The sequence below is a fragment of the Streptomyces sp. CC224B genome (assembly GCF_030010595.1).
In the GTDB taxonomy this organism is placed as follows: Bacteria; Actinomycetota; Actinomycetes; order Streptomycetales; family Streptomycetaceae; genus Streptomyces; species Streptomyces longispororuber.
The window spans coordinates 22,554-41,831 of the sequence record NZ_JASCXL010000039.1 but is presented as its reverse complement, the minus strand read 5'-3'; the positions used below and the strand labels follow the sequence as shown (position 1 = coordinate 41,831).

Sequence of the window (19,278 nt, the reverse complement as noted above, 5' to 3'; positions counted from 1 at the left end):
CTCTGGGGAAAGGTGGAGCGATGGCGGTGGTGACCGCGTCGGAACCCGAGCGGGGCGTGGTGACGCTGACGCTCGACTCGCCCGCGAACCGCAACGCCCTGTCGGGCGCCCTGGTGGGCGAGCTCGCCGCGGCGCTGGCCCGGGCGGGCCGGGACGACGGCGTGCGGGCCGTCGTCCTGACCCACACCGGGTCGACGTTCTGCGCGGGCGCGGACCTGCGGCAGCCACCGGACCCGGCGGCGTTCGTGGCGCTGCTCCGGCAGGTCGTGGAGGTGCCGAAGCCGGTCGTGGCCCGGGTGCGCGGCCACGTACGGGCCGGCGGCCTCGGCCTCCTGGCCGCCTGCGACATCGCGGTCGCGGGCGGCCCGGACGCGACGTTCGCCCTGACCGAGGTGCGCATCGGCGTGGTGCCCGCGGTGATCTCCATGCCGCTCCTCGCCCGCCTCGACGCCCGCGCGGCGAGCCGCTACCACCTCACCGGGGAGCGCTTCGGCGCGGCGGAGGCGGCGCGCATCGGCCTCGTCACCGCGTACGACGACGACGTGGACGCCGCCCTCGCGCCGGTCCTCGACGGCCTGCGCAAGGCCGCCCCCTCGGCGCTCGCGGACACGAAGAAGCTCCTCACGGCTAAGGTGCTCACCGCATTCGACGAGGAGACGGACGCCGTCGTCGCCCTGTCCGCGCGCCGCTTCCGCTCGGCCGAGGCGCGCGAGGGCATGACGGCGTTCCTGGAACGACGGGAGCCCCCATGGGTGCTGTGACCGAGGCCGACCGCGCGCCCAAGCAGGACCGCAGCCGGGCCACGCGGCAGCGGCTGCTTGAGGCGGCGGTGGCGTGCCTGGCCGAGCACGGCTGGACCGGCTCGACGGTCACCGTCGTCGCCGAGCGGGCCGGGGTGTCGCGGGGCGCGGCCCAGCACCACTTCCCGACCCGCGAGGACCTGTTCACGGCGGCCGTGGAGTACGTGGCCGAACGGCGCTCGGAGGCGCTGCGGGGGCTCTTCCCCGAGGGCGCCCGGGCGGCCGACCGCGGCGCGGTCGTCGCCGCCCTCGTCGACCTCTACACCGGCCCCCTGTTCCGGGCGGCCCTGCACCTGTGGGTGGCGGCGTCCAACGAGCCCCAGCTCGGGCCGCGCGTCGCCGAGCTGGAGGCCCGCGTGGGCCGTGAGACCCACCGCATCGCGGTGGAGCTCCTGGCCGTCGACGAGTCCCGCCCCGGCGCACGCGAGACCGTCCAGGGCCTCCTCGACATGGCCCGCGGCCTGGGCCTGGCCAACCTCCTCACGGACGACGCGCCCCGCAGGGACCGGGTGGTCCGCCAGTGGGGCCTCCTCCTCACCGAGGCCCTGCGCTAGCGCCCCGCCCTCAACCGCCGGCCGGGCTGGAGCCGCCCCGCGTCCCGCCGCCGTCGCCTGCCGGAGCGCTCCCCACCCACCCGCCCTCCCATCGGCCTGGCGGCCTCGTCCTCAAACGCCGGACGGGCTGAAACCGTCCCACGTCCCACCGCCGTCGCCTGCCGGAGCGCTCCCCACCCACCCGCCCTCCCATCGGCCTGGCGGCCTCGTCCTCAAGCGCCGGACGGGCTGGGAGTGTCCGGTGCGTGCCGTTGTCGGCTGACGGTGATTCATCGCTCCGCGGCGGATGCGGCCTTCGGCCTTGTCCTCAAGCGTCGGACGGGCCGGGAAGCGTCCGCTGGGCGCCGTCGTCGGCGAGCAGGCAGCCGACGACGGCGAGTCGCGGGAAGTACCAGCCCGTCCGGCGTTTGAGGACGAGGCGCGGAGCGCCGAAGAAGGGGGAGAGGGGCGGAGCCCCAGACGAGTGGCGGGGGCCCGGGGGCGGCAGCCCCCCGGTTCGGGGAGGGGTGGGTCTGGGGCGCCCCGCGCGGGCTCAGCCCGAGATGTCCTCGTACCCGGAGATCTCCCGCGGCCCCCGGGCCGCAGGCCCGACATACCGCGCCGAAGGCCGCACCAACCGCCCCGTCCGCTTCTGCTCAAGAATGTGCGCCGACCACCCCGCAGTCCGCGCACACGTGAACATCGACGTGAACATGTGCGCCGGCACCTCGGCGAAGTCGAGGACGATCGCCGCCCAGAACTCCACGTTCGTGGCCAGCACCCGATCCGGCCGCCGCGCGTGCAACTCGTCCAGCGCCGCCTTCTCCAGCGCCTCCGCCACCTCGAAGCGAGGAGCGCCCAGCTCCCGCGCGGTCCGCCGCAGCACGCGGGCGCGCGGGTCCTCCGCCCGGTACACCCGGTGCCCGAAGCCCATGAGCCGCTCACCCCGGTCCAGCGCCTGCTTCACGTACGCGACGGCGTCCCCGGTCCGCTCGATCTCCTCGATCATGCCGAGCACCCGGGACGGGGCGCCCCCGTGCAGCGGCCCGGACATGGCCCCGACCGCCCCGGACAGCGCCGCCGCGACGTCCGCCCCGGTGGAGGCGATGACCCGGGCGGTGAACGTGGACGCGTTCATGCCGTGCTCCGCGGCGGACGTCCAGTACGCGTCGACGGCCTGCACATGGCGCGGGTCGGGCTCGCCGCGCCAGCGGCGCATGAACCGCTCCACGACCGTCTCGGCCTTGTCGATCTCCCGCTGCGGCACCATCGGCAGGCCCTGCCCCCGCGCGGACTGGGCGACGTACGACAGGGCCATCACGGCCGCCCGCGCGAGGTCGTCGCGGGCCTGGGCCTCGTCGATGTCGAGCAGCGGGCGCAGGCCCCACACGGGGGCGAGCATGGCGAGCGCGGACTGCACGTCGACGCGGATGTCACCGGAGTGCACGGGGATGGGGAAGGGCTCGGCGGGCGGCAGGCCCGGGTCGAAGGCGCCGTCGACGAGCAGCCCCCACACGTTGCCGAAGGAGACGCTGCCGACCAGGTCCTCGATGTCGACGCCCCGGTAGCGCAGGGCACCGCCCTCCTTGTCCGGTTCGGCGATCTCCGTCTCGAACGCGACGACTCCTTCAAGTCCGGGTACGAAGTCGGACATCAGGCGGCTCCTCATGATGTGTACGAGATGATATGTACGGGATGATGTGTACGAGATTTGTACGACGGCTCTGTACGACGGCTCTGTGCGGCGGATGCGTGCGACCGGTGGTCCGGCGCCGCTCCGGGGTAACCCGGTGATGCCCCGCGCGGTCGGATGTCACCCAACCGATACGGTTTCGGCACGATAACCCTTGGTGCCAGTCGAGGCGATGGACTGCGGCACTCAGTGCCACACATCACCTCTTGGTGGGGCCGCGCGCCCGCCGACTGCCGCTCCGCGCCCCGGTATTCGCCCGCCGTGCGCCCGTCGTACGCCCGGCGTCGGCCGCTCGTTCGCCCCGTCCTCAGCCCGTCGTGCGCCCGTGGCCGCCCCGGCGCGGGGGAGGCGTTCCCCGTCGGCAACCGACTGTCGTGCCCCGGCATTCGTATACGGCAAGATGACCGCGTGACCGAGTCCCGCGCCACCGCATCCGAGTCCGCCACAGCCGTTGACCTGGCCGCCATGCGCGCGCAGTACCTCGTCGACGGGATCGCCGAGACCGATGTCGCCGCCGACCCGTTCGAGCAGTTCGGACGCTGGTTCCAGCAGGCGGCGGCGCAGGCGGCGGAGCCGGCCGGGGTGCTGGCCGAGCCGAACGCGATGGTCTTGTCCACGGCGGACGGACAGGGGCGGCCCAGCTCGCGCACGGTGCTCCTGAAGGGCTTCGACCGGCACGGCTTCGTGTTCTTCACCAACTACGAGTCCCGCAAGGCGCGGGACATCGCCGCCAACCCGCACGTGTCGCTGCTGTTCCCCTGGCATCCGATGGCGCGGCAGGTGATCGTGACCGGCACGGCGGAGCGGACCGGCCGCGAGGAGACCGTCCGCTACTTCCGCAGCCGCCCGCACGGCTCGCAGCTCGGGGCGTGGGCCAGCGCGCAGTCCTCGGTGATCGCCTCGCGGGACGAACTGGACGGGGCGTACGCGGAGTTGGCCGCGCGCTACCCGGAGGGGGAGCAGGTGCCCGCGCCGCCGCACTGGGGCGGCTTCCGGGTGGTGCCCGAGACGGTGGAGTTCTGGCAGGGCCGGTCCAACCGCCTGCACGACCGCCTCCGCTACACCCGCGAGGGCGCCACCTGGGCCCTGCACCGCCTGAGCCCCTGACCGGCCGGCCGCGGAGCGCCGGAGCCCCGGAGTCCCGGAGCGGTGCCGGGCGGGGCGGCTAGGGATTGGTGAGGACCGCGTCGAGGAAGGGCTCGATGGCCTCGCGCCAGCCCTCCGGCTGGTCGTAGTGCACGAGGTGGCCCGCGTCGGGCACCTCCGCGTACGCGCCGCGGGGCAGCACGCGCACCATCTCCTGGGCCTCGGCCCGCCCCAGCTCCCCGTCGATCCCCCGGACCACGAGCGCGGGGCACCGGACCTGGACCAGCTCCTCCCAGTGCGCGTCGTACACCCACGTCTCGCGGGACTTCAGCATCTGCGCGGGGTCGAAGACGGGCCGCCACCCGTCGGGGCCCTCGGTCATGACCTCGGCGAAGTACGCCCCCCGGGAGGGGTTGGGCCGCTCCACCCAGGGGTCGTCCTCGCCGAACCACTTGCGGACGTCCGCCAGCGTCGCGAAGGGCACCGGCCAGGACTTGAACCAGGCCTCCCAGTCCCGCTGCGAGGCCGCGCCCAGCGCGGAGGCCCGCATGTCGCAGATGACCACGCCGCGGACGAGGTCGGGGCGGCGCGCGGCGAGCTGCCAGGCGGTCAGGGCGCCCATGGAGTGGCCGATGAGGACGGCGGGGGCGAGACCGAGCTGCTCCAGGGCGGCCTCGGCGTCCTCGACGTACGCCTCGCGGGTGTAGGGACCCTCGGGCGGCTTGTCGCTCTGGCCGTGGCCGCGCTGGTCGAGGGCGACCGCGCGGTGCCGCTCGGCGAGCCAGCGGGCGGCCGGCGCCCAGTGCGAGGCGCGGCCCATCAGCCCGTGCAGCAACAGCACGCCGCCCGACGGCGACTCGGCCTCTCTGGACTTGGGAGGGTCGGCGTACTCCCACGCCGCGAGACTCACGCCACCCGCGCCGGTCACGTCGATGCGCCGCACCATGGTCCCAGGCACCCCCCTAGATCCGCTCGGGTACTCAGCTCACACCCGGCACGCTATCGAACCTCCATTCGAAAGCGGCCGTCTTGCCGCCAACACCCCTCGTTCGGGTGACCATCCTCAAGGATTGACCGCCGTCGCCAAGGGGAGATCTTCCTCGGGAGGCGGGCCGCTCGGGGAGACCGGTCCGAGGGGGACGACCCTGAGAGCTCGGGGCTCCGGGTCGGTACAGGGGAGGACAGGCCCCGGCGCCGCACGGCGCCGGGGCCCTCTGCTCCAGGGCCCCGCACCGGCGGGGCGACGTACGCGCCGGGAGCGCCCGGTGCCGCGCCCCGCGTATCCCTGCTCACCGCCCGGGCACATCGTTCCGTCCTCTCTCCGGCCGGGCCCTCCGGCCGCGCGGCCAGACCCGGTGGCGACCCGGCCACGTCCGGGTGCGGACACGGTCAAGAGCCGTCAGGTCATATGCCTCTCGCGACAGCGTCGCACGCAAATCGTCGCGGCGCTGCGATTCCGCACACTGAATCTTGGCCCCCGGCGGATCTCGGACACGGCCCCGGAGCCGTGTCCTGGGCGCCTGCCGGCCGTCCCTTACGGGTTCCCCGTGGGGAGGGACGGGACTTGCGGGGCGAGGGGGCTTGAGGGGGCGGCCGGTTCCTGGGCGGAGGCGGGTGGCCGGGATGGCTGTGCCGGTGGCCGGGGTGGGCTGGACTGCGCCGCGTTGGCCGCCGGGGTGTGCTGTGCGGGTGGCCGGGCTGCCGCGGTGGTGGCCGGGGTGTGCTGTGCCGGTGCCTGGGCAGGACCGCGCCGCGGCAGGGGCGGACCCGTGCCCCGGCTGAGGTGAGCCCGTGCCACGGCGGGGGTCAGGCCCGTGCCGTGGTGGGCGCCGGGCCCGTGCTCAGGTGGGCCGCGGCGCCGTACGGGAGGAACTCAGCGCTTGGCGACGAACACGTGCGAGGCGACGTCCGCCCCGAGCTCGGCGGCCTCGCCGCTGCTGCCGACGAGCACGCCGCCCGCCGACTCCGTCACGCTCACCACGGAACCGGGCTGCACGCCGGCGCGCCGCAGCGTGTACATGAGCTGCGCGTCCGTCTGGATGGGCTCGCCGATGCGGCGCACCACCACCGTCTTGCCGTCCGTGCCCGGGTCCAGGTCGATGAGGGAGACCATGCCCTCGTCCAGGAACGGGTGGGAGCCGTCCGTCTCGCCGAGCTCCTCGAGGCCCGGGATCGGGTTGCCGTACGGGGACTCGGTGGGGTGGCGCAGGAGCTCCAGGACGCGGCGCTCCACGGCCTCGCTCATCACGTGCTCCCAGCGGCAGGCCTCCGCGTGCACCTGCTCCCACTCCAGGCCGATCACGTCGACCAGCAGGCACTCGGCGAGACGGTGCTTGCGCATCACGCGCGTGGCCAGGCGGCGGCCCTCCTCGGTCAGCTCCAGGTGCCGGTCGCTGGCGACGGCCACCAGGCCGTCGCGCTCCATCCGCGCCACCGTCTGGCTCACCGTCGGGCCGCTCTGGTCGAGCCGCTCGGCGATCCTGGCGCGCATGGGGACGACACCCTCCTCCTCCAGCTCGAGGATGGTGCGCAAATACATCTCAGTGGTGTCAATCAGCCCCGACATGGGTGCCCCTCAGAATTCGCTCGTGCGCTGGCCCTGCTCCCAATTCTGACGCATACCACTGACAACCGGGTCGCGCCGCCGGAAGCGGCCCCCGCGGGCCGCCCCTGTGGGCCGTATTGACAGGGTGCTGGTTCAGACCGCACGGTGATCCGCGACACGACGGGACCGCGGCGGGACCACGGCGGGACCGGGGCGGGACCTGGGCCGGACAAAGGGGTGCTTCGCGGATGACCAACGGCTTGGACGGCGGGGGCGCGGCCGGGACCGGACGGGCCGGAGGGGCCGGAAAGGCCGGGGACACCGGCATCGCCGGGCGGTACCTGGACGCCGCGATCGGTCTCCTGACGCGGGTACGCGACGAGGAGGCCGGGGCGATCGCCGCCGCCGGGGAGCTGATGGCCGAGACCGTCGCCGCCGACGGGCGGCTCTTCGCCTTCGGCGCCGGGCACTCCTCGCTCGCCGCGCAGGACGTCGTCTACCGCGCGGGCGGGCTCGCCCTGATGAACCTGCTCTCCGTACCCGGCGTCATCGGCGTGGACGTCATGCCCGCGACCCTCGGCTCCGCCCTGGAGCGGGTCGACGGCCTCGCGGCGGCCGTCCTGGACTCCAGCCCGGTCCGGCGCGGCGACGTCCTCGTGGTCGTCTCCCTCTCCGGTCGGAACGCGCTGCCCGTGGAGATGGCCCTGAACGCCCGCGCGCTCGGCCTGCGGGTCATCGGCGTGACCTCCGTGGCGTACGCGGAGGAGACGAAGTCGCGGCACGTGTCCGGCACCTTCCTGAAGGACCACTGCGACGTCGTGCTCGACTCGAAGATCGCCGTCGGCGACGCGGAGCTCACCCTCGACTCCGTCGAGGCGCCCTTCGGGCCCGCCTCCACGGTCGTCGTCAGCGCGCTGATGCAGGCCACGATGGCCGCGGCGGCGGCCGGGCTCGCCGCGCGGGGGATCCAGCCGCCGCTGCTGCGGTCCGGGAACGTGGACGGGGGGCACGACTGGAACGGGCGGGTGTTCCGGGAGTACGGGGGGCGGATCTTCTACCGCCACCAGCCCTAGGCTCGGGGCGCCGCTGCCGTCCCCCGCCCCACCCTGGCCCCACGGCCCGGCCCCACGCCCGCCCCGCCGCTGCCGCGGCGGTTGTCTCCCACCCGCCCACCCGTGCGGCCTCGGCTTCGCCGGTCCGGCCCCGGCGCGGGGCGCTGCGGCTGGTCTGCCACCTTTCCGCCGCTGCCGCGGCGATGCCTCCCACCCGCCCACCCGTGCCACCTCGGCTTCGCTGGCCTGGCCCTGGCGCGGGGCGCTGCGGCTGGTTTGCCGTCTTTCCGCCGCTGTCGCGGCGATGCCTCCCACCCGCCCACCCGTGCCACCTCGGCTTCGCCAGCCCGGCCCTGACGCGCGGCGTTGTGGCTGGAGCGTTGGCCCTCCACCCGCCCACCATCCCCGTTGCTCCTCGGCTTCGGGGACCAGGCGTCGGCGTAGGTGCTGCGCCTGAGCGGAAGAGCGACTGGAGTGGGCCAAGGCGCTCACAGCGGCCACAGGCTTCGACATGCCGGTCGTCGGTAAGTGCCTGTACTGGGGCGGCTGCGCGGGCCACGGTGGTGCTGTCCCCGGCTGGACTGTCGGCTCTCTCCGGCCGCCTGTTGCTTCTCAACTTCGACGGGTTCCGGCGCCTTGCGTCTGGATGTCCGGCTCTGGGGTGGGACGCTGTGGTCGCGCCTTCGTCCCCTTGCCGCTGCTGCAGCGGTGTCCCCCTGTTTCGTCCTGAGGCGTACCCCTGCGGCTGCTTCGGCGCCTCCAGGCTGCTCACCACCTGTTGCTGCACGGCTTCGCAGGTCCAGTTCCGCGCGGGGTGCTGCTGCCGCGTCATCTTCCGGCCGCTGTCGCGACGGTGTGTCCTGGCAGACCAGGGTTCCTGGTTCTTTCGACCGACCGACCCTGATACGGGGCGCTGTGGCCAATCCGTCGGCTCTCCGGCTACCCAACACCCGTTGCTCCTCGACTTCGGGGGCGCGCACTTGTGTCCGGCGACTTCCGTGGTGGTGTTCTCCGCGTGTCCGTCCGTTGCCCTGGGCTTTGTGCGTTCGGCTCCGGCGTGGAGCAGTCGCCTCCGGCTTCGCAGAGCCGGTCCAAAGCGGAGCACCGCGTCTGGGTGGGCGGTTTTCTGTCATTGGCGCGGTGGTTCTTCTCCTGCCCGAGCACCAATATTTCTGTCTGCCTGGTGCGCAGCGCGGCGGGTACGGTCTCGAGCTGCGCATCGCTGGTGCAGTCGATCTTCTGTCCCGGCCAGGCAGGTTCCTGGAGCGCCGCGTTGTTGAGTGCTTCGTGCTGCGCCTGGTCAGGCTCAGGTGCGGGTGCCGTCGGCGTGTGCGGTGTGCAGTGCCGATGCAAGTGGCGGTACTCCTGGCTTGGCGGCTCAGCCTCGATGCGGGCTTGCGCTCGTCTTCACGCCCCGCGTGGGTGGGAGTGTGGCAGGGGTGGGGTGTGGGGCTTGGTGGGGGCGGTGCCGGGTGGGTTCTGCCTTCCAACCGGGCAGTCGGGCAGGGCCCCATCGGCCGGGCTGCGAAGGAGCTGGCCCGGGGCGTGTCCTGGGTCGGGGGGCGGGCGGGGGCGCCCTGGGTCGGGCCGTGGGAGGGGTGCGCCTCAGGCTGGGCGGCGGGCGGGCGCGGCGCCGGGTGTGCCCCCGGGCGTGGCCAGTAGGCAGGCGTCCCCCGGGCGTGGCCTACGGGCAGGCATCCCCTCGGGCCGGGCGGCACCACCCGGACCGGCAGCCCTGCCCCCGAACCGGCAGCCCTGGCCAGGGTTCACAGCCCTGCCCCCAGGCCCGCAGCCCTGCCCCCAGGCCCACAACCCCGCCCCCAGGCCTACAGGCCCACCCCGGCCGGGCCGCCGGGGCAGCCCTCAGCCCGGCAAGGGGAGGGCGGGTGGGTGGGACGAAGGCTTCGGGTGGGTCAGGGGCGGGAGGGTGGGGTCGTCAGGTCCAGGGAGGCTGCGATCCGCGCGGCCACGCTCTCCGCGTACACCGCGTCCGCCCGGTCGAACGGCGAGCGCGCCGCCCCCCGCAGGAACGTCACCACGCCCAGCGTCCGCCCCCTGCTGCGCAGCACCGCGCACAGCGCGTGCACGGAGGACTCCGGCCACTGGCGCGCCGCCGCCCAGTCCCTGGCCCGCTCGGGGGACGCGAGGCCCGCGCTGGCGCGGACGGACCCGGCGCGCTCCACGCACTGCGGTGCCGGATGCCCCTCCGGATAGCGCACCGGCAGCCCCGCCTTGTCCCCGGACAGGCACGGCCCCGGCGCCCCCGCGGGCGACGCCGCCACCCGCACCAGCCGTACCGCCGGCTCGTCGGCGGCCAGCAGGTCGACCAGGGCATGGTCGGCGAACCCGGCCAGGGCGAAGTCGAGCTGGACGGTGACGGCCTCCATCGGGTCCTCGCACTCGGCGGCGGCCCGCGCCGACCGGTGCAGCTGCTGCGAGCGGAACCGCAGCTGCGCCGCCTCCTGCTCGCTCTGCTTGGCCTCCGTGACGTCCCGGAACAGCCAGCCGACGCCGAGCGGCACCGGCTCCTCCGCCAGCGGCGAACCCAGCCGCAGGAAGCCGCTGCGCCAGCACCGCCGCTCCGCCTGCCCGTCCTCGCCCCGTACCGACACCCACATCTCGGCGGGCGCGGGCGGCGCCCCCTCGGCGAGCACGTGCGTGAGGGCGCTCTCCAGCTCCTCCACGCCCTGGAGCAGCACCTCCCCGAGCGGCCGCCCGAGCAGGGCCGCGCGGCCGGCCCCGAGCAGCCGCGCGGCGTGTTCGTTCACCACGGCGGGCCTGAGGTCGGCGTCCACGAGCACCACGCCCCAGGAGGCGTCCTCGAACAGCGCCTCGCTCAGCGCGATGGACCGCTCCAGGTCGATCTGGGTGTGCACCTCGGAGAAGGCGCAGTACACCCCGGAGGGCTTGCCGTCGCCGCCGCGCACGGCCGCGGACTGCGTACGGACGAGGACGCGGCCGCCGTCCTTGGTGACGAGCGCGAACTCGTGCACCTGCCGTCCGGGGGCGTGCATGGCGGCCAGCAGGCGCTCCTCGACCTCCTCCGCGTCGGCGGGCCGTACGGCCCACCCGGCGAAGCCGCGCCGCCCCACGGCCTCCGCGGCCGACCAGCCGAGGATCCGCTCGGCCTCGCGGTTCCAGTGCGTCACGACCCCGTCGGCGTCGAAGGCGCACAGCGCGGCGTCCATCCCGTCCAGGAGCGCCGCCAGCAGTTCGGCGCCGCCGGGCCCGGGCTCTTCGGGACCCAGTTCACCGGTCGTACCGCTCTGTCGGGAAGCACTCACCCGGAACCCCCTGCAGGCCGTGTCCTCTTCCTCATGAGCTGCTTGTACTGCATGAGCTGCGCGTACCGCACCTCAGATCATTCAACTCGAACGTGACGCGCGCCACAGCGAGTTCCCGGAAGTCGCGGCAAATCGTTGCGCGCCCCGGCTCACGGAAAAACAGTTGAACGCCCCGGGCGGGCTTCCTAGGGTGGGTGTCACTTCGGAGAGGAGGTGGTTCGGCAGATGTATGGAAACCGGACGGAAGAGGTGGCTGCGGGCTAGCGGCCCGCCACCACATTCAGTGCGGTGCCGGACCAGCGCGTGAGACAGGCGCGCAGCCGGCCGAAATTCACAGCAGTCACCCGACCCGCGAGCCGCCGGTACGTCCGGCCGGCTCCCCCGGCCCCAGGCCGGGGGACCAGGCTCGCGGGTTGCTGCGTTGTCCGGGACGTGCGCGTGCCCGCCGGTGTGGTGCGGAGGTCGCTCCCGGACAGCCGCTCGAAGAGCCGGAGGCCTCGGCGCGTACGGCGGGGCGGGCCAACTGACCGTGCCTGTGCGGCTAGCGGCGGCGGGCCTCCCGGCCGCAGGCGTACGCCAGCGGGGAGATGATCTCCTCCGCGTCGGGGAGCCAGCGGTTGGCGGCCGTGGGGCGGCAGGCCCACTGGACGGCCCCGGAGGCGCCGAAACGCGTGGGCGGCGCGGCCACGTACGCCCCCTCACCGAGGGTGACGAGGTCGAGGGTCGCGGGCGGCCAGCCGAGCTTGCGGACGAGGTCGGGGACCTTAGCCGCGGCGCCGGGCAGGACGAAGAACTGCATGCGCCGGTCGGGCGTGCACGTGACCGGGCCGAGCGTCAGCTCCATCCGCTCCATGCGGGCGAGGGCGAGGAAACCGGCGGTCTCGGGGACGTCGATCGCGTCGAACGTACGGCCCGTCGGCAGCAGGATGGAGGCGTTCGGCTGCTTCGCCCACAGCCGCCGGGCGACGGTCGCGCTGCCGGTGGCCTGCGTGGGCCAGTCGTCGCGCACCGGGTGCGCGCCGGGCGCGGGGCACGCGGCGTCCTGGCACGAGCAGCGCCAGGTGCCGTCGACGGACTCCAGCCAGGCGCCGGGGAAGACGTCCCAGTGCCGTTCCTCCGCGTACCGTACGGCCGAATCCTGCAGGGCCTCTCCGCGCTGCTTCGGGATCTGCGCGGCTGACGTGACTCCGATGGTCTCTTCCACGCAGGGCACAACTCCGCCCGCCAGGTCCGGTTACGGCCCGTCATGTGCGCGGGGGAGGAGCATCGTTCCCGCCACGGGGCGCATGGGAGCACGACCGGGGGCGCGCACGGGCAAAGGGGTCCCGGCGCGGGTAACCACGTCAGGGGCAGTCGGAGTTCATCCCAGTTCACCCGGCTCGCTGACATGTGCGCGCTGTGCCATGTTGTGATGCGTTGTGATGCGTTGCGATGTGCTGCGATGCGTTGTGGCAATGTCTGGTGTGTTTGTGGGTGTTTGTGGTGCATCTTCCGGTTGTTTCCCGGGCATTGATCATCTGGGCGGCACCGGCGAACAAGACCGGACCGTTCCTCGTTCGTCGCCTGACTCGAAATCCGACCCGAAGTACCAGATGGTCCACGGTGCACACAGGGGGTACGCCATGGCCGCAAGGCCACTCGTCGCGCGGCAGCCCAACGAACGGCTGCAAGCACTCATTCAGGAAGCCGGCTGCTCGAACGCCGGTCTGGCCCGCCGCGTCAACATGTGCGGGGCGGAGCACGGTCTCGATCTCCGATACGACAAGACGTCGGTGGCTCGCTGGCTGCGCGGCCAGCAGCCGCGCGGCCGCGCCCCCGGCATCATCGCCGAGGCGCTCGGCCGCAAGCTGGGGCGCACGGTCACGATCGACGAGATCGGCATGGCGAACGGCAAGAACCTCGCCTCCGGCGTGGGCCTTCAGTTCTCCCCCACCGTTCTCGGCGCGATCGAGCAGGTCTGCGAGCTGTGGCGCAGCGACGTGGGCCGCAGGGACTTCCTGTCCGGCTCGTCCGTCGCGGCCTCCGCGCTCGTCGAGCCGAGCCGCGACTGGCTGATCTCCTCGCCGGACCCGCAGGTCGGCCGGACGGCCGGGCCGCGCGTCGGCCTGTCGGACGTGGCGGCGGTCAAGGCGATGACGGAGGCGCTGACGCAACTGGACCACCAGTACGGCAGCGGACACGTGCGACCGGTCGTCGTGCACTACCTGAACTCCGTGGTCTCCGGCCTGCTCGCGGGCTCGTACCGGGAGGCCGTGGGGCGCGAACTGTTCGCGGCCGTCTCGCGGTTGACGGAGCTGGCCGGGTACATGGCGGTGGACACCGGCCAGCCCGGCCTCGCCCAGCGGTACTACATCCAGGCGCTGCGGCTGGCACAGGCGGCGGGCGACCGCGGCTACGGCGGTTACGTCCTCGCGGCGTCCATGAGCCACCTCGCCGCCCAGCTCGGCAACCCCCGCGAGATCGCGCAGCTCGCGCGGGCGGCGCAGGAGGGGGCGCGCGGGCGGGTCACCCCGCGCGTGGAGTCCATGTTCTACGCCGCCGAGGCGCGCGGGCACGCGCTGCTCGGCGACGCCCGGTCCACGCAGGCCGTGACGGGCCGCGCGGTCGAGGCGATGGAGCGGGCCGTCGGCGAGGAGCGGTCGGGCGACGACCCGGCCTGGATCCGCCACTTCGACCAGGCCTACCTCGCCGACGAACTGGCCCACTGCCACCGCGACCTGGGACAGGCCGACGCGGCGGCACGGCGCGCGGAGGAGGCCCTGGCCGGGCACCCGGAGACCCGGGCGCGGCGGCGCGCGATCGGCCTGGTGCTGCTCGCCACGGCGCAGGTGCAGCGGCGCGAGGTGGAGCAGGCCTGCCACACCGGGCTGAAGGCCGTGGAACTGCTCGGCACGCTGCGGTCCAACCGCGGCGCGGAGTACCTGGACGACTTCCAGCAGCGCCTGGAGCCGTTCCGGGAGGAGCCGGTGGTGCGGGAGTTCGGCGCGCGCGTCGAACTGCAGGCCGCCTGAGGGGAGCGGGAGACGCACGCGTCCGGTGCCCCCTAGGGGACCCCTGTAACAGCGTCTCCCGCACAACTTCCGTTGCTCCTGTGGCGTCTGTGACGTGGGCGTCACGTGTGGGCTCTGAGCTGCGTGGCCGACGGCCGCGGGGACCCGGTAGCGTGACCCGACGTTCCGAAGGTTCCCCCATTAGTAGGAGTCCCGGTGACGCAGCAGAGCGGTCAGGGCGCCGCGTCCTCCGACCCGCGGCAGCCCGCGGAGCGGCACGCCCACGAGGGCATCGTGCTGCCCGCGGACGGCGGCGAGCCCCTGATGCCCGGCGGCCACCAGGCGGCCCCGCCCGTCGGCAGCCCCTGGGGCGAGCCGTGGGGCCCGGCGGCCCCGCAGTCCCAGGACCCGGGCGAGAGCTGGGGCGGCGCGCAGCACCCGGGGCAGGGCACCGGCGCGGGCTGGTCGGCCGCGCCGCAGCAGGACTCCACCGCGCCGCGCATGCCGCTGCCGCCCGAGGGGGCTCCGCTGCCGCCGAGTGCGCCGCCGGGTACGCCGCCGAGTACGCCGCCGACGGGCGGGGGCGGGTACGGCTATCCGATGCAGGGCCAGGGCCAGGGCCAGGCGCACGGCCAGGCGCAGCCGTTGCCGTCCGCGGAGTACGGCGGGGCGTATCCGATGCCCGGCCAGGGGCAGCCGCTGCCGCCGACGGGCCAGGGCGCGCTGGGCGCCGCCGGGGGGTACGGCGAGTACGGGCCGCCCGCCGCCGGTCCCGGGCAGCCGCAGCAGCCGCAGCCGGGCGCGGGCCCCGTGCCGCCGGGGTCGGCCGCCGAGCACACCCAGGTGCTGCGGCCGGTGGACGCGGGGCAGCAGGGTCAGCAGGGGTACTCAGGGCCATCGGGGCAGCCGGGGCAGCCGGGGCAGGGCGGCCATGGACGCCACGGGCGCCACGGGCGCCACGCGGGCCCCGCGCGCCATGCGGACCCCGGGAGCCACAGCGGCTCCGGGAGTCACGGCGGCCCCGGCAGTCATGGAAGCCCCGGCAGTCACGCGGCCCCCGCCAGTCACGCGGGTCCCGGCAGTCACGCGGCCTCCGCGAGCCAAGCGGGGCCGGGTGGACACCCGGGTCCCCAGGACGGCCCCGACGCGCAGGCCACCCAGTACATACCGCCGGTCGGGCCGGGGGCGCTGCCGCCCGAGATGCCCGCGGGGGACGCCACGCAGTTCCTGGGACGGGCGGACGCCACGCAGTTCCTGGGCCGCGCCGCGGACGTCGTACCGGAGGAGGGCGCCTACCCCGGGGACAACGCGCCCACCCAGTACATCGCCCCCGTCACCGACACCGGCCCGCCCCCCGCGCCCGCCGCGGGCCACGGCGAGCGGCAGCCGCCCGCCGAGTTCGACAGCCTCTTCCGGCGGGAGCCGGAGGGCGCCTCCTCCACCCAGCAGATGCCCCGGGTCGAGGCGCTGCCGCCCGAGCCCGCGCCGGAGCCCCAGCCGCGCCGCCGGGGCCGTACGCGCTCCAAGACGCCGCTGATCGTCGCCGTCGGGGTCGCCATCGCCGTGATCGGCGTCGGCGCGGGCGCGATGCTCGCCTCGGGCGGCGGGGACGCGAAGGCGGAGGACAAGGAGCCGACGGCCGTGAGTTCCTCGCAGGACGAGGACGGCAAGGACGACGACGGCGGCAAGGCGAAGCCCTCGCCGTCCGCCGACCCGGCGAAGAAGCAGGCGGTCGCCCTCGACAAGCTCCTCGCGGACAGCAACGACAGCCGCCAGTCGGTGATCGACGCCGTCCGCGACGTGGGCAGGTGCCAGAACCTCCGGCAGGCCGCGAGCGACCTGCGGGCCGCCGCCCGGCAGCGCAACGGCCTCGTCGGCCGGCTCGCCGAGCTGGAGGTCGGCGAGCTGCCCGCGCACGGCCGGCTGACCACCGCCCTGAACCGCGCCTGGCGGGCGTCCGCGTCGGCCGACAACCACTACGCCGCGTGGGCCGGGCAGGTCGCGGGCAAGAAGGGCTGCCGCAAGGGCCACGCCCGCCCCACGCCGCAGCAGGCGGCGGGCAACCGGGCGAGCGGCGAGGCGACCCGCGCCAAGCAGCAGGCGGCGGAGCTGTGGAACGCGATCGCGGACAAGCACGGCCTGACCAAGCGGGCGCCGACGCAGCTCTAGGGCGCGCACGGCCGCGTCGGGCACCTCGGCGGGCGGTCGCCAAAGTCTGCTGCCGGGCACCTCGGGCGGGCGGTCGCCGAGGTCTGCCGGGTGTCTCAGCGGGCGGACTCCAAGGTCTTCTTCACGTCCACGAACGACTCGCGGGCCATGACGAGGCGGCCGTCGCGCACCACCTGGAAGGTGACGGCCGCGTTCACCAGGCGCGGGTACTCGCCCGCCGCGAGCATGTCCTCGAAGCGCCAGCTCAGCGTCGGCGTGAGCCCGCCGGTGTCCACGCGGAGCCCCTGGTTGAGGGCCTTGCGCAGGGCGCGGGGGGTCACCTCGCCGCCGTCGAGCGACTCCACGGCCTGCCGCAGGACGGTGTACGCGATCCACGTGGTCTGCACGCCCGCGTCGGCGGGGTCCACGCGGTTGTCGCCGAAGGCGTGCTTCCGGATGACGTCCCGCATCGGCCCCCACCGCCGGTCGCTCGCCGCCGGGTACCAGCCGGTGACGTACGCGCCCTCGTACGGCCCCTCGGCGCCGCCCGAGCGGTTGATCAGCGACTGGTCGACGCTGCCGAGCACGGAGGCGGTGCGCACGGCCGGGTGCGCGTCCCCGGTGCGCCGGAAGGAGTCGAAGAACGTGCCGGTGCGCTCGCCGAGCGCCGCCGCCACGCAGCCCTTGCGGCCGCCGCCCGCCGCGCGGTCGAGCGCCTGGTCGGCCTCCGCCGTGTAGTCCGAGGCGTCCTCGGGCGCCCGGATGTCGGCGGACGCCCTGCGGTGGCCCTGGGCGAGGCCGGAGTCCAGGAGCTTGGAGAGGTCGTCGCCGGTGACGGTGTCGGGCCGGACCAGCGAGACCCGGTCGCAGACCCCGGCGAGCTGCCGCCCGTTGCCCGCGATCAGCGCCGGCTGGCCGCCGTTGACCGGGTAGGACAGCGGGCTGGCGAACTCCTCGTCGGTGAGGCCGTAGCCGCCGATGTACGGGATGCCCGCGACCTCGAGCGGCGACATGAAGGCCCGGCCGTGCTGGCTGTACGAGCCGACGACGGCGGCCACCTTCCGCTCGACGGCCTCGCGGGCGCAGCCGGCCGCCTCCACCGGGTCGTTGCGGACGTTGCAGGTGATGACCCGCAGCTCGTGCCCGTCGAGGCCGCCGTTGGCGTTGACCCAGCGGGCGAAGGCCTGGGCCATCGCGGGCATGCCGGGCTTGTTGGTGGCCCGGGTGCCGTCGGGCGCCCATGTCATGACGGTGACGGGGTCGTGCTCGGAACCCCCCGTGGTACCGGGGACGACCCCGCAGCCGGCCGTCAGCGCCGCGGCCGCCGCCACCGCCGCCGCGGCGCACGCCGCTCTGCGCGCTCGGGTCGCGGTCTCGGCGGGGCGGGGGAGGAAGACGCGTCGCAAGGCGGGCATGAACACGCACGATTGCGGTAGGGGACCAACCGTGGAGTGACGCTCTCTCAACGGATGGTGACGAACGCGTGAACGGGCAGGGCCCAGGAAGAGGGGAGGATGTGGGAACGTACGATCGATGACCGTGCAAGGTTCGGAGAACTCTTCCCGTCGCGGCCGTCGGTCAAGGACCATAGGCGCCATGCCAACGAACGACATGCCGTGGTGGCGCTGGCGCAGCAACGTGCGCTCGGCGCTGCACATGCTCTCGGACCCGGAGTTCCAGCGGGAGTGCTGGCTCGCCGGGCGCGAGGAGTACGGGGACGTGACGGACGCCGTGTACCGCCTTGTCGAGGACACGTGGCTGGACAACTGGTCCGCGGAGAAGTACGTCGGGACGATCTTCCGCGACCCGCAGGAGGCGGCCCTGGTCGACGCGGCCGTGCTCCGGGTCCTGCGCATCATGCACGAGGTCGGGCCGGACGCCGCCGTGTCCGCGTACCTGGCCCACCCGGGGTGGCCGGAGGCGGTGCGGGCGGCGCGGGACGCGCACGTGCGCCTGGCGGCGGGCGACGGGGAGGACCCGGACGTGCCGCCGAAGTCGCTTGAGGTGCTGCGGATACTGACGCGCTCCGGCTGACGCCCGCGCGGCGGGGCCGGGGTCTGTTTGTGTGGTGGGGCCGGGTCAGCCTGTGTGGTGGAGCTGGAGTTCCGTCCGTCCGTGTGGTGGAGCCGGGGCCTGTCCGTGTGGTGGGGCCGGGGGTCCGCGCTGCGGGACGATTGCCGCCGGCCGTGCCCGCTATGGGAACCTTGGCCGCATGAACGAGCAGTCCGCCGCCCCCGCCCCCGCCGAACAGTACGTCCTGACCCTCTCCTGCCCGGACAAACAGGGCATCGTGCACGCCGTGTCGAGCTATCTCTTCATGACCGGCTGCAACATCGAGGACAGCCAGCAGTTCGGCGACCACGACACCGGCCTGTTCTTCATGCGCGTCCACTTCTCCGCGGAGCCGCCGGTGACCCTGGACAAGCTGCGCGCGAGCTTCGCCGCCGTCGGGGACTCCTTCCACATGGACTGGCAGATCCACGGGGCGGAGGACCGCATGCGGATCGTCCTGATGGTGTCCAAGTTCGGCCACTGCCTGAACGACCTGCTGTTCCGCTCCCGGATCGGCGCCCTGCCGGTGGAGATCGCCGCCGTCGTCTCCAACCACACGGACTTCGCCGAGCTCTCCGCCTCGTACGGGATCCCCTTCCACCACATCCCGGTCACCAAGGACACCAAGGCCGAGGCGGAGGCGCGCCTGCTCGAGCTGGTGCGGGAGCAGGACGTCGAGCTCGTCGTGCTGGCCCGTTACATGCAGGTCCTCTCGGACGACCTGTGCAAGGAGCTCAGCGGGCGGATCATCAACATCCACCACTCCTTCCTGCCCAGCTTCAAGGGCGCGCGGCCGTACCACCAGGCGCACGCGCGCGGCGTGAAGCTGATCGGTGCCACCGCGCACTACGTCACCGCCGACCTGGACGAGGGGCCCATCATCGAGCAGGAGGTCGAGCGGGTGGGGCACGAGGTGACGCCCGAGCAGTTGGTGGCCGTGGGGCGGGACGTGGAGTGCCAGGCGTTGGCGCGGGCCGTCAAGTGGCATGCGGAGCGGCGCATTCTGCTCAACGGGCGCCGTACGGTCGTCTTCGCCTGAGGCGTGGGCTGCGCCCTGCTGCCGCGGGGCTTTCCCACCCGCCCACCCGTGCCACC

14 protein-coding genes are annotated in these 19,278 nt (G+C 74.3%); 8 read left to right on the top strand and 6 right to left on the bottom strand.

The window, feature by feature from the left end; genetic code table 11:
- Positions 1–20: 20 nt before the first annotated feature.
- Positions 21–761 (top strand): enoyl-CoA hydratase family protein, encoded by a 741-nt coding sequence (locus QK440_RS17555; protein ID WP_282794049.1) that lies wholly within the window; start codon positions 21–23, stop codon positions 759–761.
- Complete coding sequence (locus tag QK440_RS17550) at positions 749–1,354, top strand: TetR/AcrR family transcriptional regulator (RefSeq protein WP_282794048.1); 606 nt, start codon at positions 749–751, stop codon at positions 1,352–1,354. Before QK440_RS17555 ends, QK440_RS17550 begins: the two co-directional genes overlap by 13 nt.
- A 532-nt stretch (positions 1,355–1,886) precedes the next feature.
- Here QK440_RS17550 and QK440_RS17545 read toward each other — a convergent pair.
- Positions 1,887–2,987, bottom strand: a complete 1,101-nt coding sequence (locus QK440_RS17545) for a citrate synthase 2 (RefSeq protein ID WP_282794047.1) — start codon at positions 2,985–2,987, stop codon at positions 1,887–1,889.
- Between the two features lie 504 nt (positions 2,988–3,491).
- Between QK440_RS17545 and pdxH the strand changes: the two genes are divergently transcribed.
- Entirely contained in the window at positions 3,492–4,133 is a 642-nt protein-coding gene (gene pdxH, locus QK440_RS17540; protein ID WP_282794080.1) for a pyridoxamine 5'-phosphate oxidase, read from the top strand.
- A gap of 58 nt (positions 4,134–4,191) precedes the next feature.
- On the opposite strand, the gene QK440_RS17535 is transcribed toward pdxH, so the two are convergent.
- Positions 4,192–5,058 (bottom strand): alpha/beta hydrolase, encoded by an 867-nt coding sequence (locus tag QK440_RS17535; protein ID WP_282794046.1) that lies wholly within the window; start codon positions 5,056–5,058, stop codon positions 4,192–4,194.
- A gap of 927 nt (positions 5,059–5,985) precedes the next feature.
- On the bottom strand, positions 5,986–6,678 hold the full coding sequence (locus QK440_RS17530; protein WP_282794045.1) for a metal-dependent transcriptional regulator: 693 nt from the start codon (positions 6,676–6,678) through the stop codon (positions 5,986–5,988).
- Between the two features lie 227 nt (positions 6,679–6,905).
- Here QK440_RS17530 and QK440_RS17525 point away from each other — a divergent pair, with 227 nt between their 5' ends.
- Positions 6,906–7,730 (top strand): SIS domain-containing protein, encoded by an 825-nt coding sequence (locus QK440_RS17525; RefSeq protein ID WP_282794044.1) that lies wholly within the window; start codon positions 6,906–6,908, stop codon positions 7,728–7,730.
- Between the two features lie 1,892 nt (positions 7,731–9,622).
- Here QK440_RS17525 and QK440_RS17520 read toward each other — a convergent pair.
- Together QK440_RS17520 and QK440_RS17515 are read right to left on the bottom strand one after the other, a co-directional pair.
- Entirely contained in the window at positions 9,623–10,993 is a 1,371-nt protein-coding gene (locus QK440_RS17520; RefSeq protein WP_282794043.1) for a PAS domain-containing protein, read from the bottom strand.
- Between the two features lie 541 nt (positions 10,994–11,534).
- Positions 11,535–12,206, bottom strand: a complete 672-nt coding sequence (locus tag QK440_RS17515) for a bifunctional DNA primase/polymerase (protein ID WP_282794042.1) — start codon at positions 12,204–12,206, stop codon at positions 11,535–11,537.
- A 409-nt stretch (positions 12,207–12,615) separates the two neighbouring features.
- On the opposite strand from QK440_RS17515, the gene QK440_RS17510 reads away from it, so the two are divergent.
- A complete protein-coding gene (locus QK440_RS17510) occupies positions 12,616–14,004 on the top strand; it encodes a transcriptional regulator (RefSeq protein WP_282794041.1) in 1,389 nt (462 codons plus the stop codon).
- Between the two features lie 195 nt (positions 14,005–14,199).
- A complete protein-coding gene (locus QK440_RS17505) occupies positions 14,200–16,152 on the top strand; it encodes a hypothetical protein (protein WP_282794040.1) in 1,953 nt (650 codons plus the stop codon).
- Between the two features lie 95 nt (positions 16,153–16,247).
- Here the strand turns inward: QK440_RS17505 and QK440_RS17500 are convergent, their stop codons facing one another.
- A complete protein-coding gene (locus QK440_RS17500) occupies positions 16,248–17,546 on the bottom strand; it encodes an ABC transporter substrate-binding protein (RefSeq protein WP_282794039.1) in 1,299 nt (432 codons plus the stop codon).
- Between the two features lie 118 nt (positions 17,547–17,664).
- Between QK440_RS17500 and QK440_RS17495 the strand changes: the two genes are divergently transcribed.
- A complete protein-coding gene (locus QK440_RS17495) occupies positions 17,665–18,165 on the top strand; it encodes a hypothetical protein (RefSeq protein ID WP_282794038.1) in 501 nt (166 codons plus the stop codon).
- A gap of 178 nt (positions 18,166–18,343) precedes the next feature.
- A complete protein-coding gene (gene purU / locus QK440_RS17490; protein ID WP_282794037.1) occupies positions 18,344–19,222 on the top strand; it encodes a formyltetrahydrofolate deformylase in 879 nt (292 codons plus the stop codon).
- Positions 19,223–19,278 lie beyond the last annotated feature (56 nt).